The 14,545-nt window shown below is 38.4% G+C and carries 11 protein-coding genes; 7 read left to right on the top strand and 4 right to left on the bottom strand.

The genetic code is table 11. The annotated features are described in order from the left end of the window. Window positions 1–56 precede the first annotated feature (56 nt). The gene (locus tag IPJ53_15300) at window positions 57–1,334 is read right to left on the bottom strand and encodes an NAD(P)/FAD-dependent oxidoreductase (GenBank protein ID MBK7800467.1); all 1,278 of its coding nucleotides are present in this window, start codon (window positions 1,332–1,334) and stop codon (window positions 57–59) included. 469 nt (window positions 1,335–1,803) lie between these two features. On the opposite strand from IPJ53_15300, the gene IPJ53_15295 reads away from it, so the two are divergent. The 4 genes from IPJ53_15295 (at window position 1,804) to IPJ53_15280 (ending at window position 7,048) form a co-directional block, all read left to right on the top strand. Then, window positions 1,804–2,823 (top strand): T9SS type A sorting domain-containing protein, encoded by a 1,020-nt coding sequence (locus IPJ53_15295; protein MBK7800466.1) that lies wholly within the window; start codon window positions 1,804–1,806, stop codon window positions 2,821–2,823. A 25-nt stretch (window positions 2,824–2,848) separates the two neighbouring features. Further along, on the top strand, window positions 2,849–4,318 hold the full coding sequence (locus tag IPJ53_15290) for a hypothetical protein (GenBank protein MBK7800465.1): 1,470 nt from the start codon (window positions 2,849–2,851) through the stop codon (window positions 4,316–4,318). 5 nt (window positions 4,319–4,323) lie between these two features. Next, window positions 4,324–5,559, top strand: coding sequence for a PQQ-binding-like beta-propeller repeat protein (locus IPJ53_15285; GenBank protein MBK7800464.1), 1,236 nt, complete (start codon window positions 4,324–4,326; stop codon window positions 5,557–5,559). Between the two features lie 253 nt (window positions 5,560–5,812). Beyond that, window positions 5,813–7,048, top strand: a complete 1,236-nt coding sequence (locus IPJ53_15280; protein ID MBK7800463.1) for a PQQ-binding-like beta-propeller repeat protein — start codon at window positions 5,813–5,815, stop codon at window positions 7,046–7,048. Between the two features lie 157 nt (window positions 7,049–7,205). On the opposite strand, the gene IPJ53_15275 is transcribed toward IPJ53_15280, so the two are convergent. From IPJ53_15275 to IPJ53_15265, 3 genes are all read right to left on the bottom strand, one after another. Beyond that, window positions 7,206–7,769: a TlpA family protein disulfide reductase gene (locus IPJ53_15275; protein ID MBK7800462.1), complete on the bottom strand. Its 564-nt coding sequence runs from the start codon at window positions 7,767–7,769 to the stop codon at window positions 7,206–7,208. 214 nt (window positions 7,770–7,983) lie between these two features. Beyond that, window positions 7,984–9,162 carry a T9SS type A sorting domain-containing protein gene (locus tag IPJ53_15270; GenBank protein MBK7800461.1) on the bottom strand — a complete coding sequence of 393 codons (1,179 nt, stop codon included), beginning with the start codon at window positions 9,160–9,162 and terminating at the stop codon, window positions 7,984–7,986. 58 nt (window positions 9,163–9,220) lie between these two features. Then, window positions 9,221–10,090 (bottom strand): hypothetical protein, encoded by an 870-nt coding sequence (locus IPJ53_15265; protein MBK7800460.1) that lies wholly within the window; start codon window positions 10,088–10,090, stop codon window positions 9,221–9,223. A gap of 157 nt (window positions 10,091–10,247) precedes the next feature. Here IPJ53_15265 and odhB point away from each other — a divergent pair, with 157 nt between their 5' ends. From odhB to IPJ53_15250, 3 genes are all read left to right on the top strand, one after another. Continuing rightward, window positions 10,248–11,477, top strand: a complete 1,230-nt coding sequence (gene odhB / locus IPJ53_15260) for a 2-oxoglutarate dehydrogenase complex dihydrolipoyllysine-residue succinyltransferase (protein ID MBK7800459.1) — start codon at window positions 10,248–10,250, stop codon at window positions 11,475–11,477. Between the two features lie 9 nt (window positions 11,478–11,486). Continuing rightward, window positions 11,487–11,990, top strand: a complete 504-nt coding sequence (locus IPJ53_15255) for a hypothetical protein (GenBank protein ID MBK7800458.1) — start codon at window positions 11,487–11,489, stop codon at window positions 11,988–11,990. Between the two features lie 104 nt (window positions 11,991–12,094). Beyond that, a complete protein-coding gene (locus IPJ53_15250) occupies window positions 12,095–14,443 on the top strand; it encodes a CotH kinase family protein (protein MBK7800457.1) in 2,349 nt (782 codons plus the stop codon). Window positions 14,444–14,545 lie beyond the last annotated feature (102 nt).

Below are 14,545 nucleotides of genomic sequence, written 5' to 3'. Positions count from 1 at the left end.
ATCGAATGAGAAAGAATCTGGCATTAAATTTTTGAATTCTTCCTTCTGCAAAAAAATTAAGCCAATTCTGTTTTGGGCGTTTTAGGTTTGATCAGCAACCTTAAGGCCTGATCATAGAAAATATAGCCCCAGATCCAATTGAGGAGAACAATCATTTTATTTTTTACACCTATCAGGTAGTAAATGTGTACAAACAACCAAATGATCCAGGCAAAGAATCCACTGATGTTCATTCCTGCAACATCCACCACGGCTTTGTGCCGGCCTATAGTGGCCATGCTGCCTTTATCAAAATATTCATAAGGTTTGGTATTTTTTTTTCTCAAAAATCTGGCCAGCCATCGTGCCTGCTCCAAAGCTACCGGTGCAACTTGAGGAAGGCCATTTGGAAATTTTTGCGAAGTGAGTTGCGCGAGATCTCCAATCGCAAAAATATCCTGCGTGCCGATGACTCTACAATATTCGTCGGTTAGAATTCTTCCACCTTTGGCTATTGATGATTCAGGGAGTCCCGGGATGCCTGAGGCAGTGACCCCAGCAGCCCAAATTACTTTATTTGCAGCAATGCTGAACCCATTTTCCAGTGTTACTTTACCTTCATGAATATTTTTTACTTGTTGATTTAAATAGAGATTGACACCAAGTTGCTCCAGATCATTTTTTGCTTTTGCGGAAGATTTGATTGACATACCCGGTAATAGTCTGTCAACACCTTGTACAAGATGTATGTGCATTTTTTTATAATCCAGATCCGGATAATCTTTGGGAATGACGTGTTGCTTCATTTCGGCCAGAGCACCTGCCAGTTCAACACCAGTTGGTCCACCGCCCACAATTACTATATCAAGTAAAGCTGAAAGATCCGTATCTTCAGGACTCATCACAGCTTTTTCCAGATCAGATAAGATTTGATTTCTCAGAAAAAGTGATTCAGAAACAGATTTCAGTGGAATGCTGTTTGCTTCAAACTCTGCATTGCCATAGTAATTTGTTTTTGCGCCCATGGCCAGTACGAGGATGTCGTATCGGATGATGCCCATAGAGCTTTCAATTTTTTTATCTTCAGGAAGAATTTTACTTACTTCAGCGACCCTTACATAAAAATCCTTTTCTTCTTGAAAACTTCTCCTCAGCGGGAAACAAATGGAACTGGGTTCCAGACCTGACATCGCGACCTGATAGTAAAGTGGCTGGAATTGGTGATAATTGTTTCGATCCAGTAATACAATCTGATACTCTTTGCCTGAAAGTTTTCTGGCTAAAGTGAATCCTGCAAATCCAGCACCGATGATGACAAGTCTGGGTTTTGTACTTTGGGGTATGTTGAGTGGCACAGTTGGAGGCGATTTACAGTATCAATGGTTGAGCAGGCGTGAATGTTCATTTCAACTAACCATTAATAAGATTATGGAAACAAATCACCAATCATAGAATAAGGTAAAATTAAGAATGAGGGTAGCATTGTTTTGGGTAGCTTGAATACAAGCTATTTTTTTTTTGTGGTGAAATTATTTTGAAAAAAATAAAAATATTTTCAAAAAAACTTGACATTATTATTTATCACATTATCTTTGAATTCATAACACCGTATGTTTGATCAGACATTACACTATTTTGAGAACATAAAATTATTACATGGTTTAGGATAATTTAGGACACCACCTTTTGGCAAATATATTTGTTGGAATTCATCCCGACATGGACATTTTATGTTATGTGGGTAATTCAGAAAGCACCACATTAAATAAGCGACTATGACGGACGCCGGTTCCGATTACCGGTTTATTTTTTAATTTTTAACACATGAAAAAGAACATTTATTTTTTCTGGCTGATACAATTATTTTGTACGGCTGGCTTTGCACAAAGTATTGATGAATTTAGGCCAAATCAGTATCTTGAAAAATTAGCCTACAAAGAAGAATACAGAATATTTTATACAGTTCCAAAGGATGCCAACCTGACGATTCTGGATAAACAGAATCTGGAAGGTGTAGATGAAGAGAATTTTGTAGAAATTTATTTGTTGCAAGATTATTCGGAAGTTAAAATTGTAACACATTTGAAAAGGAAATCAGTTTCTTATTTGAGCAAGATCGGCACTACCGTCATTGCAAAAGGCAAGGTTTATATTTTTGATTTGAATGGGCAATTTATTAAATCGGAGGATTTTCCGGAATTGGCATCATTGCCTAAGAATCAAACACTTTTAAGTAATTTCCTTTTCCTTGATAAAGAAGACGTTGATGATTTAATAGCACAGGGTTTTAGTGTAGAAAAAATTTCTGATGGAGTTCACCGCGTAGGTCTTAATCAACAAACCCGTGTGATCGATGAAAGTAAATTGTATTATTATGATGTACTAAAGGAGAATGGTGTAGAAGCGAGTTCAGAAAAGCACCAGTTCTATGCTTTGGGAAATGCATATGTAGATTGTGAAATTCAGACCATCAAACCTTATTTATTTCACAGCGGGGATAAAGGATCTTGGAATAAAATCATTAAGCGCTATGCGTATGAATTTTATGATAACCGGGAGCTCAAAAATGCAAATCAGAGATCAGCAATGTCGGCAATTGGCGGCCTTGATTTCAGTGTTGTCAATGATGAGATGAACAGAAATTGGAATATTTCAATCGTCGATTTCAAACCAGAATTGAGCTATAAGATGCAATTGTTAAATCAATCAGGAAAACTGATCAGAGAGTATGATATTAGATCCAATCCGGAGAAGATTTATTCAGGGACCCTGGTACCGGGACTTTATTACTTGCAGTTGAGCCTTCAGGGGAAAAAGCTTGTCAGGAAAGTCTTGAAATTTTAATTCACTAAAAAAAAATTTTATAATTATGAGAACTCTAATTTGTTTTTGTATATTTGTTTGCACCAACATCCTACTGATGAGCACTTTGACAGCGCAGCCTGTTTATGGGATAGCTGAGTCAGCAGTTCCTTATGACCCTAACAATCCAACCGGGGGACCAAAATCTTGCTACAATCCAAGTACCGGAGATCCTTGTCGCACCATTTTTTGGGTCCATGGTTTGGGAGGGGATGCCTTGAAGGCCTGGCAAAAGGTGGGACCCGATATTGAAACTAAATACTGGGTAGATTCTGAATTTCCGGAATATCCACAGATCAGTCTTAAATCCGCCGGACAGGGATTGTTGGATGCGATTAAAAATTCAGAAGGAGTTAACAGACCATTAGAAGATCACTTAAAACCTTTTGTGATTGCTCATTCGCAGGGAGGATTGGCCGTGAGGGCGGCAGATTTGGAGCGTACAAATACCCAGAAGGGGGATCCTTATTTTGGTGGAATTGTTACATATGGAACGCCACATGGAGGAGCACCTATTTTGCAGCATGTGGATGACATGGTAGATTTAATGGAAGAGGGTTGTGTGCATATTGCCAATTCGAAATTAACCGAATTTGTAGAATCCAACTTTCTGCTTGATTTGCTCATCAATCCGGAAAAAATTAAACAAAAATTCATCAAGCCTGCCTGCGAATTTTTGTCCGGATTGGCCCCAACATTTGCGAGTGAATTTTTGTCACCCATTACGGATGAGTACAAACAAAAGCCGGTATTTTTTGACGAGTTTAATTCAAAAATTCAAAACAACGTTGCATTTTATGGAGTGGAAGAAGATCCGGTATTTTTTCGTTTGTTAAAATGGTTAAATACTTCATCGGAGACGGTACCTGTCTACACTGCAAATGAAGATCAGGATATGGTGGATAAAGTTAATCTGGTTTCGGATGAGTATTACCTTAAATATACCAGTCAGCAAGGATGGGTTGATTGGTTAGATGGTCTGTGGTGGCATCCTGCAGGTTGGTTTGGTACCTGGGGATTAAAAAATGACTACCAAAAAAAGGCCAATGCCAATCGGGCAGTTTTTGACTGGCTTAAAACTGTTGACAATAAGTGGAAAGTCATAATTGGGGCAGGGGCAGGACACAAAGTAGTCACAGAAAGTTATTGTGTCTGTGTGTCATTCGACGGTTCAGGATCCGAAATCAGAAAGGACATTTATTCCGATATCAGCTTCGAAGAATGCGATGAAAAGAATGTGAGCTGGGATTACTATTGTAGTCATCGTGAAATCTTTCATTATGAATTTATAGAGCTGGAAGAATCTGATGGAGTCGTACCTGTGAGCTCTGCAATTGATTTTCCAAATTCCTATAAAGATCAACTATTGTACAGTAATCATCAACAAATGCGGAATGATAGAAATACAAAAAGATCCACAACAGATTTGATGTTTGTAGGGAAATATGGTCATTTTTTTAAAACAAAGCAAAAATAAGGTATATGAAAAATATTTGGATGGCATTGATGTTGGTGACAATGTCGTGCGATGATTATACACCTGCTATTTCGGATCCTCCATCAGGAGGATCCGAAACCACCAAACTTAAATTAGTTTGGCAGACTCTACTTCCAAAAAGGCCGGAAACAAGCCTGTCCATTCCACCAGTTTTGTACAAGGATAAAGTATTGGTAAGTGATGCTATTTTGTTGAGTTTGCTAAATGATCATATTATGGCATTTAAACAAGATTCCGGTCAATCTTGCTGGAGTTGGGATGATCATTACCCGGATAGAAAAGGAGAAATGATGAATTTGTCCCAAACCATAATGCCAGTTTATCAAAATATATTTATGTATACAGGCAGCAATTTACATGGGATAGATATGAATAATGGTAAGTCCATTTGGTCCATTGATGTACACAGCCGGGGTGGACATTACTTAGAATACACACGCATGGAAGAACTGGCCTTTTTTAGATATGTGGAAAATGACGAAACAGAAAGTTTAGTCATCGTCAACATGAAGAATGGTTCTGAAAGGAAAATTTATCATGCCGATTTCTCTGAAGATAAACCTGGTTTTTATCCATTAGTGCTTCCACCAGCCATTCAAATCAATCAAGTTGGGGACACCTTGTTGTATTTTAAGACGGGCTATTGGAGCAGTCCGAAAGTAATGAGTATGGCTTGCTACAATTTAACCAAATCAGAAATGGTTTGGTTTAAGGAAGACCTGGAACCAAACACAGAACCCAACTCATTGGCCACATTTATTAAAGATGGACTTGTATTTACCTGCAGCTCAAGATCCATTTTTTGTTTTAACAGTGAAAATGGAGAGATTGTCTGGAAGCGGGACTTTTCAGACAAGCAAGGCGGCTTGTATATGGCGAATTCAAATCTTGAATTTGATGATCAAAATGTATATTTTATAATTGGGAATGGCAATATATTTTCTTTGAATCAAAAGACAGGAATTGAAAATTGGAAGACGGATGTACCGGGAGTCGCCCTGGGTGGAATCAGATGCATTGGAGGTAAAATCATTTTTTCCAACAGAAGGCTTTACATATTTGATGCATCCAATGGGAAGAAGTTGATTGAATATGATTCATCAAATGAAAGCAAAGAATATTTTGACACCTACATCAGTGATCCAACTTATGATCCACTTACCAAACGACTATACTTCAGCGATGGTTATTTTTTGCAATGTTTTCAGTTGATTGAATGAAGCAATATTGACTTTTTATGGTTCATTGAATTGAGGTCTAACTGAATGGTTATCATTCATGGAAATCAAAGAGCATTAAATGCCCTAGTGCCTAAGGGACCCATGATTGATTTTCCGAATTTTATTTGTGATGATTTTTATTCAGTAATCATCAACAAATGCGGAATGATAGAAATACGAAAAGATCCACAACAGATTTGATGTTTGTAGGGAAGTATTGTCAATTTTTTAAGACAGAACAAAAATTAGGCATATGAAAAATATTTGGATGGCATTGATGTTGTTGACCATGTCGTGCGATGATTATACAGCTTCTATTTCGGATCCTCCATCAGGAGGATCCGAAACCACCAAACTTAAATTAATTTGGCAAACTTTACTTCCAAAAAGACCGGAAACAAGCCTGTCCATTCCACCAGTTTTGTACAAGGATAAAGTATTAGTAAGTGATGCTATTTTGTTGAGTTTGCTAAATGATCATATTATGGCATTTAAACAAGATTCCGGTCGATCTTGCTGGAGTTGGGATGATCATTACCCGGATAGAAAGGGAGAAACGATGAACTTGTCTCAAACCATAATGCCAGTTTATCAAAATATATTTATGTACACAGGCAGCAATTTACATGGGATAGATATGAATACTGGTAAGTCCATTTGGTCCATTGATGTACACAGCCGGGGTGGACATTACTTAGAATACACACGAATGGAAGAACTGGCCTTTTTTAGATATTTGGAAAATGACGGAACAGAAAGTTTAGTCATAGTCAATATGAAGAATGGTTCTGAAAGAAAAATTTATCATGCCGATTTCTCTGAAGATAAACCTGGTTTTAATCCATTGGTGCTTCCACCTGCTATTCATATTGATCAAAGAGGGGATACACTTTTGTATTTTAAGACTGGTTATTGGAGTAGTCCGAAAGTCACAAGCATGGCATGCTACAATTTAACTAAATCGGAAATGGTTTGGTTTAAGGAAGACGTGGATCCAAATACTGAACCCAATTCATTGGCCACCTTTATAAAAGATGGACTTGTATTTACCTGCAGTTTTAGGACCATTTTTTGTTTTAACAGTGAAAATGGAGAGATCGTCTGGAAGCGGGACTTTTCAGACAAACACGGTGGCCAATATATGGCAAATTCAAATCTTGAATTTGATGATCAAAATGTATATTTTATAATAGGGAATGGCAATATATTTTCCTTGAATCAAAGGACAGGAATTGAAAATTGGAAGACGGATGTGCCGGGAGTTGCCTTGGGTGGAATCAGATGCATTGGTGGCAAAATCATTTTTTCAAATAGAACATTATACATATTTGATGCATCAAATGGTAAGAAACTTATTGAATACGATTCATCAAATGAAAGCAAAGAATATTTTGACACCTACATCAGTGATCCAACTTATGATCCTGTCACAAAACGAATTTATTTCAGCGATGGTTATTTTCTGCAATGTTTTCAGTTGATTGAGTGAAATATTCAAGATGATATTTTTCAGTAGAATTTGTTAGATGGGTTATATAAAAATGGAGTCTGAAATTTGTTTTCAGACTCCTCTTCTTAATTAAAATTGCTGAGCAATTTCAGCTTATTTTAAATTTATTTCAAAATCTTTTCTTATGTAAATCAGCTTAGAGTTTCTTTATTTCTTCGAACAGTTTGTCTTCATCACCGGGCATGTATTTTCTTTTATGAAAGACCACCTCGCCTTTTTTATTCAATACAAAAACCTGGGGAAGTCCATTTAAACCACCAGGCATCACATACTTGAATTCCTGATTAAAATCATGGTAAGCTGCAAATGGCCAACCGGAGGTTTTTACGCGTTCCACAAATTTTTCGGTATTGTGGCTCCAATCAGTGGATATGGCAAAAAAGTTAAATTTTGATTCTTTTGACCAGGATTCGTATTTATTTTTAATGGCTTCCATTTCCATTTTGCAGGGTCCGCAGGTTGTAAGCCAAAAAAGCAGAACAGTAGGTTTGCCATTTTGTTTGAATAAACTTGATGAGACAAATTCTTTTCCATCCGCATTTTTTAATTTAATATCATAAGGGAATGTTTTCTGAATTTTGTCTTCAGGTCTGGCTGTTTCTCTGTAAAGTACTGGATTTTGTTTACCTGCAGCAGGGGTTTGACTGAAGGAAAATTGTACAGTCATTAAAATCAAGAAAAATGATAAAATAGAATTCATATGTAGTACAGTTGATAGATTTTTTGATTCATGCAAATATCCTCTAATAATAGTAATATCCAATAAAGAAGTTAGTTAAATAAAAACTAAAAATTATCCGATGTTAAAAAGCAGCTATAAGAACCAATAATATAAGATTATATTGTTTTCAGAAGAATTTAAAAGTCTTTGCATTCGTAGTTCAGTGAATGACTTGGGATAAAAGGCAGTTTGATCAGCGGCAGATTACTTGTTTATGGAGAAAATGCTTATCCCTGGTTTTTAGTTCGATGATGTAATATCCATTAGACATGTCTTGCAGAGAAATTTTATATTCTGAATCATTGATAAGATCCTGATCATGGATTGTTTTCGATAAAATGGATTTTCCTTCAAGGGTTTTAAATGTCAGGGTGGGGTTGTGCTTAAGGTTTTTGGATTGAAGCGATTTGACAAATAAATAGTTTGCTGCAGGGTTGGGATACAGTATAAAATCGCCTTTTGATATTTCATTAATTTTGGTGGAAATACCTTTCCAGCCTGCGATTTTGGCCATCAGCACCCAGAAGGCTTTGGCAACGCGGACTCCACCTGAAGAGGCAGAACCCAAATGGCCGCCTTCGGTCTCTGTAGTATAGTGCGGACAAATCGCCTCCAGATCAACCCCATCATCCGGATAGTTTTCAGTCTGGTAGCTTACCCCATCCCGATTATCATAACATGGATTGCCGGATGGGTCGTGTGATAAAATATCTGCTACATCAAAGAGGATGATGTTGTTCCTTGTAGCATAATCTCGCATTTGCCTGTTGAAAGATTCTGATTCCATGGTCCCGATTCCCCTCGCCAGGGAGGTTGTCCACCAGATGAGTTTTTTATCAGGATGCTGGATGGAAAAATTTGCATAAGTATTGGCTTTATTACCACTTGTCTGGTTTCCGAAAAAACCGGTGGTAGGATCTGCAATTCTGGCACCGGGTGTAACCGCAAGGTAGCTGAATTGGCATCCCATTACGTCAAATGAATCTAATTTGGGTTCTATAAAATTTATAAAACAAGTGACATCTTCCGAGCAGCTGGTTGGCCAGAATTCGTAGCGCCAGTTGCTTCTGTCCCATACTCTTTCCCATAGGACTTCTTTTGGATCAGAGTTGTACAAAGGGTCTTTGTGTTCGTATCTTTTGCAGGAGGAAAGAGAGGTGGCCCAAGGAGTAGAAAGACAATCCAGATAAGTGGAAATGTTAAAGCCTACTGAACGATCCATGAACAACATTCGTAATTTTGCTGCCTGGTTTTTATATACTTCCGGAATGCTGTCAAACTCTGCAACAGAATGATGATTCACGATCAGGCTTTGTGCAAATGATCCATGAATATTTAAAAAAAATAGAAAGAAAAGTAGGCAGCTTTTCATGATTGTGGATGCTTGTCTGAGTAAATATAAGATTATTCAATCAGAAGGAATTTTATTCTCACTTTTTAATTTCAAGTGCCAGAAAAAATCCACCACCGCCTGCACCACAGAGCTTGTAAAATAGGGTCCGGTCCTGTATCCCTTTTTCCCATTTGTATTTTATCCCATCAGGAATAAATTGATAGAAATAACAGAAACTTAATTCACTGAGGGTTTGCCAATTTTGAATGATGCGGTCATTGTTTTGGCTGATGAATGCTTCAATCAGATTTTTATTTGCGTGGAGCATTTTTTCAGAATATCCCCGGTGGTATTCCGGATCTTGCATCAGTTCTTTAAAGATTTTGACCCATTCCTTTGTATTGCGTGGAATTCCGCTGTCTACAAGGCTAATATGATACCATTCGTTTTCCAGTACTATGTTGTTTTCCAAAACCTTTGGCTCACCTTCATGGATCAGATGAAGAGGTTTGTTCAGATAAGAAACCAAAGGATCCAATCCGGAGCTAGATCCATGAAAGAAGGATTCCATCTGGATGAATAAATCTCTGAGGAGTGCAGGATTGCCGCTAAGATTTTTACCATACCGATCAGCAACGGCTGCACAAAGACATCCGCTGCTCCCTAGTCCATAAGATTGCGGAATGTTGCTGTTGAAATACAATCCATTCTCCAGATCTTGACGAAACCGGTTCAGATCCAATGACTTTATCAATGTTTCATTTCCATCCAGGTAATCACAGAAATCGTCCAACCTAGGGAAATTATTTTGTCCAAAATCCCAACTGCCTCCAAGATTTGGATAAGGAATGCTTAGAGCCTCTCCTCCATACAAAAGTCCATATTCGCCAACAAAAAGAATCTTGGCGGGGTAATGTTTACTTTGGAGAGAGGAGTGTTGCAAGTCCGGGTAATTTTTATTTTGCAATGATAATAAAGCTTTGTCAGAACGTGTCTTTTACAAAAAATAAATAAGCCGGGATTCATGGGCAAATTCTGAAACTGGGTAAATCTCCAATCAAGGTGGCCTAAATCATAAACCTTTTTTGGTCAGCTTTGTCTACTTTTGAGCTAAATCATTCCATATGAACGTGATCGAGATAAAAGTGCCCTCCATCGGAGAATCTGTAACCGAGGTGACCCTCGCCAAATGGCTTGTGGAGGATGGCGCGATGGTAAAACTGGATCAGGCCCTTTGTGAATTTGAGTCAGATAAGGCAACATTTGAACTGCCAGCTGAAAAAGCAGGAAGAATTAAGCGTTTGGCCAATGAAGGAGATGATCTCAGCATAGGGGCAGTGGTAGCACAAATTGATGTGTCTGTCTCCGGAGAAATGGAAACACCTCAAACTTCTTACAAACCATCAGAAATTATTGGTTCAGAAGCTCCAACAAATAAATTGGTACAGCATCCAGCGCCTGCAGCTGCCAAATTAATGCGTGAGCATGAACTAAAAGTTGATGATGTCCCAGGCAGTGGAAAAGAAGGAAGAATTACCAAGGGCGATGTTCTGGAGGCAATCAACTCGAAAAGCGAGAAATCCACCTCTCCTTTAGAAAATCCTGCAACAAACATCCTGAGCTCGTCTAACACATCAAAGGTGATGACAGGAACACGTCCTGAAAGAAGAGAAAAGATGTCAAGAATGCGGCGCACCATTGCCAAGCGGCTTGTATCCGCTAAAAATGAAACGGCCATGCTCACCACTTTTAACGAGGCTGACATGTCCAGGCTGATGGAGCTCAGGCAGACGTACAATGAAAAGTTTCAGGCTAAGTACGGCATTAAAATAGGATTTATGTCGGTATTCGCCAAGGCTTGTGCCCAGGTGCTGATGCAAATGCCGGAGGTCAATGCATTTATTGACGAAGAGGAGCTGATCTATCACGATTATGTGGATATTTCGATGGCCATTTCCACCCCGACAGGGTTGGTTGTGCCTCCCATACACAATGTTGAAAGTATGAAGCTTCATGAATTCGAAATAAAGCTCAAAGAATTGGCAGAGAAGGCGCGTACAGGAAAACTAAGTTTGCAGGAAATGTCGGGGGGGACCTTCACCATTACCAATGGAGGAGTGTTTGGTTCGTTGATGAGTACCCCGATCATCAATGAACCCCAATCAGCTATTTTAGGCTTGCATGCCATCAAGGATCGACCGGTTGCAGTAAATGGACAAGTGGTTATACGCCCTATGATGTATCTTGCTTTGTCTTATGATCACCGGGTCATCGATGGAAGTTCTTCCGTAAGTTTTCTGGTAAAAGTGAAGGAGTTAATTGAAGATCCGATGAAACTGTTTTTGGAAATATAAAAACCCTTTATGACCTTACAGCAATTCTTTGACATGATCCAGGCCAATCCAAACTTTAGCCTGTATTTTTTTCTGGGCATCCCGGCAATTGCCTTGGTGCTTGGTTGGGTTACGGAACCCGATTCTTCACAAAGCCCCTGGAATTATTTGTTTGCAGTTTTGGTTTATGCCATCTGTATTCCGGGAATATTTGCGGTGACATTGAATATTTATTTTTTCTTTTGGGAGCGTCGCAGTATTATGGATACCCAACTGATGATACAGTTTTTTCCAATACTTTCAATGGTTGTTACGATAGCCATCATCAGAAGATTTGTAAATCTGGATGATGTGCCGGGATTTGACAAACTCACAGGATTCATGCTGATCATAGGAGTTATACTTACATTAATGTGGGTGCTGGACCGTACCCACATTTATGCCATCAGTTTTATGCCTTTCTATATTGTATTACTGGTGATCGTTGGAGGTATTTTGTTGATCCGTTATGGTCTTAAGCAATTGATAAGCTGATCATTTAGATCCGGACTTTGATATTAGTACATTTTGAATAGCGAAGCCTTTCATAGATTGGATAGAGTCGATTAGTTTATCACCTCAACCAAGTTATTTAGTGTATGAAATTATTTAAGAAATTTATTTTAAAATACCCATTCAGGTCCTCACCTGTAATTTGTTTGCTTGCGTTTATTTTGGATGGACAGTCCTTTCAGGCTCAATCACTCTATGACAGTGATAAAGTTCAGGAGATCAGAATCACCTTTCCCACCGGGGATTGGGATAAGAAGTTGGATTCATTGCATACAGCAGATCCTGATTTGCGTTTAGTGGCAACAAAAGTAATTCTCAATGGAATTGCATACGACAGTGCAGGAATACGATATAAAGGAAACAGTACCTACAATCCAACCAGAGTAAAAAATCCGCTGAACATTAAACTTGATTTTATCCGGGATGATCAATCTTATGAAGGCGTAAATACCCTTAAACTTTCCAATGGATTTATGGATCCAAGTTTTTTAAGAGAGGCTTTAGGTTATCAAATTGTTCGGCAATACATGCCCGCAGCTCTGGCAAATTTTATAAAGGTTTTTGTCAATGATACTTATCTGGGTTTGTATACGAATGTTCAGGATCTGGACAATGATTTTCTCGAGCAGCATTTTTATACTTCGGATGGAGTTTATTTTCAATGTGATCGTGTTGAAAAACAAAAACAATTACCCGGAAATTGCCCAATGGGCGGGTCGGGTTCAGCCTTGAAATTTATCTCGGACGATTCGGCATGCTATCAAAATAATTACGAAATCGAATCTGAGAGTGGTTGGGATGAATTGGTTAGATTTTTAAAAACATTAAATCAAAATCCTGCCGGAATATCATCTGTTCTGGATGTGGACCGAGCACTTTGGATGTTGGCATTGAATAACTTTTACGTCAATCTGGATAGTTACAGTGGCTCAGGACACAACTATCTGATTTATCAGGATGAACATGGTCGTTTTAATCCTATTATGTGGGATTTGAATGAATTTTACGGGGCGTTTACAAATTCCGGAATGGGGCAATTGAATTTACAACAAATGATCACCCTCTCACCCTTGTTGCATGTAACCAATGCAGAACGACCATTGATCTCAAAATTATTGTCCATACCATCTTGGAAAAAAAGATATCTCGCACATTTGGGCACCATTATGAGCGATGCGAAGCAAAATAATTTTTATCAATCACAAGGCGTGTATCTTCAAAATTTGGTTAGGGATGCCGTATCTCAGGACAAGAATAAATTTTTTACAGATGCTGCTTTTAATCTAAACCTTCAATCCGATTTTCAGATAAATCCACCTGCAGGAAAAATATATCCGGGGCTGGTCAGTTTTGCTCAAGCCAGATTTAATTATTTGAACACAGTGCCGGAACTTTCCGTAGCCTCACCGATTATCCATCAAATCAATACAGAGCCGCTTAAACCCTCGCCACAAGAATTGATTTCCTTCAATGTTCAGGTGACACAAGCCGATAATGTAGTTCTTTACTATCGCGCCACCAGACGCGCACTTTTCTCAAGTATTACGCTTTATGACGATGGTTTGCACCAAGACGGCACTGCAGGTGATGGAGTGTTTGCAAACCAATTGGTGGCCCCACAAACAGACGAAATCCAATATTATATTTTTGCAGAGAATAACAATATTGCAAGCCTTTCTCCACCCAGGGCAGAATATGAATTTCATTCATTGTACTTAAAAAATGAAAGCATATTATCCGGAGAAATTCTGATCAATGAGTTCATGGCATCCAACAAAAGTTACAAGCAAGATGAGAGAGGTGATTATGATGACTGGATTGAATTGTACAACAGTACAGATCGTCCTCTGTCCCTTCGCGGGGCTTATCTGTCTGACCAATCTGACAATCTTGCCAAATGGTCGTTTCCGGATACCACCATACTTCCAAAAAGTTTTTTGTGCATCTGGGCTGATGAAGATGGTATGAGTGCTGGCCTACATACAAATTTTAAATTGTCCAAATCCGGTGAGCAAATATTTCTAAGCAATGCTGCCGGTGTGATTGATTCTATATTCTATTCCGAGCAGCAGGATGATAATTCTTATGGCCGTTGTGCAACCCAATGGCAACTATTTACCAAACCAAGTTTTGCGGCAGCGAACGATTGTGCCACCGGGGTAAATGATTTTGAAAATGGAGATCATGGAATGAAGGTGTTCCCCAATCCATTTAAGAACTTATTTTATTTGCAACTTCCTACGCCATTCCATAAGGAGGATGTTTTAGGTTTGTACAGTTTGTCCGGACAATTCATAAAATTAGACCTGCCGGAACTGGACGGGCAGGGTGAATTAATCCCTATTAGAACAAGGGATTTACAATCGGGACTTTATCTGCTCAAATATCAGACAGGTAGCAAAGTTTATTTTGCCAAGGTTTTTGTAAAAGACTAATTAGCTTTTTTTTTGCAAACATCTAAATCTATTTAGAAAAGGTTTAGATAATTTTGTGCATCTTACAATTACTAGGTGGATTCGGAAATAATAGTTTGTATT

Source organism: Candidatus Vicinibacter affinis (genome assembly GCA_016714365.1).
GTDB classification, from domain to species: Bacteria; Bacteroidota; Bacteroidia; order Chitinophagales; family Saprospiraceae; genus Vicinibacter; species Vicinibacter affinis.
Note: the sequence above shows the minus strand (reverse complement) of the source record. Positions and strands in the feature narration are given on the sequence as shown.

What these genes read in the sequence shown, in the direction of transcription:
- odhB (MBK7800459.1), top strand. Translation starts at nt 10,248, where the DNA reads ATGAACGTGATCGAGATAAAAGTGCCCTCCATCGGAGAATCTGTAACC.
- IPJ53_15255 (MBK7800458.1), top strand. Translation starts at nt 11,487, where the DNA reads ATGACCTTACAGCAATTCTTTGACATGATCCAGGCCAATCCAAACTTT.
- IPJ53_15290 (MBK7800465.1), top strand. Translation starts at nt 2,849, where the DNA reads ATGAGAACTCTAATTTGTTTTTGTATATTTGTTTGCACCAACATCCTA.
- IPJ53_15295 (MBK7800466.1), top strand. Translation starts at nt 1,804, where the DNA reads ATGAAAAAGAACATTTATTTTTTCTGGCTGATACAATTATTTTGTACG.
- IPJ53_15270 (MBK7800461.1), bottom strand. Translation starts at nt 9,162, where the DNA reads ATGAAAAGCTGCCTACTTTTCTTTCTATTTTTTTTAAATATTCATGGA.
- IPJ53_15285 (MBK7800464.1), top strand. Translation starts at nt 4,324, where the DNA reads ATGAAAAATATTTGGATGGCATTGATGTTGGTGACAATGTCGTGCGAT.
- IPJ53_15250 (MBK7800457.1), top strand. Translation starts at nt 12,095, where the DNA reads ATGAAATTATTTAAGAAATTTATTTTAAAATACCCATTCAGGTCCTCA.
- IPJ53_15280 (MBK7800463.1), top strand. Translation starts at nt 5,813, where the DNA reads ATGAAAAATATTTGGATGGCATTGATGTTGTTGACCATGTCGTGCGAT.
- IPJ53_15275 (MBK7800462.1), bottom strand. Translation starts at nt 7,769, where the DNA reads ATGAATTCTATTTTATCATTTTTCTTGATTTTAATGACTGTACAATTT.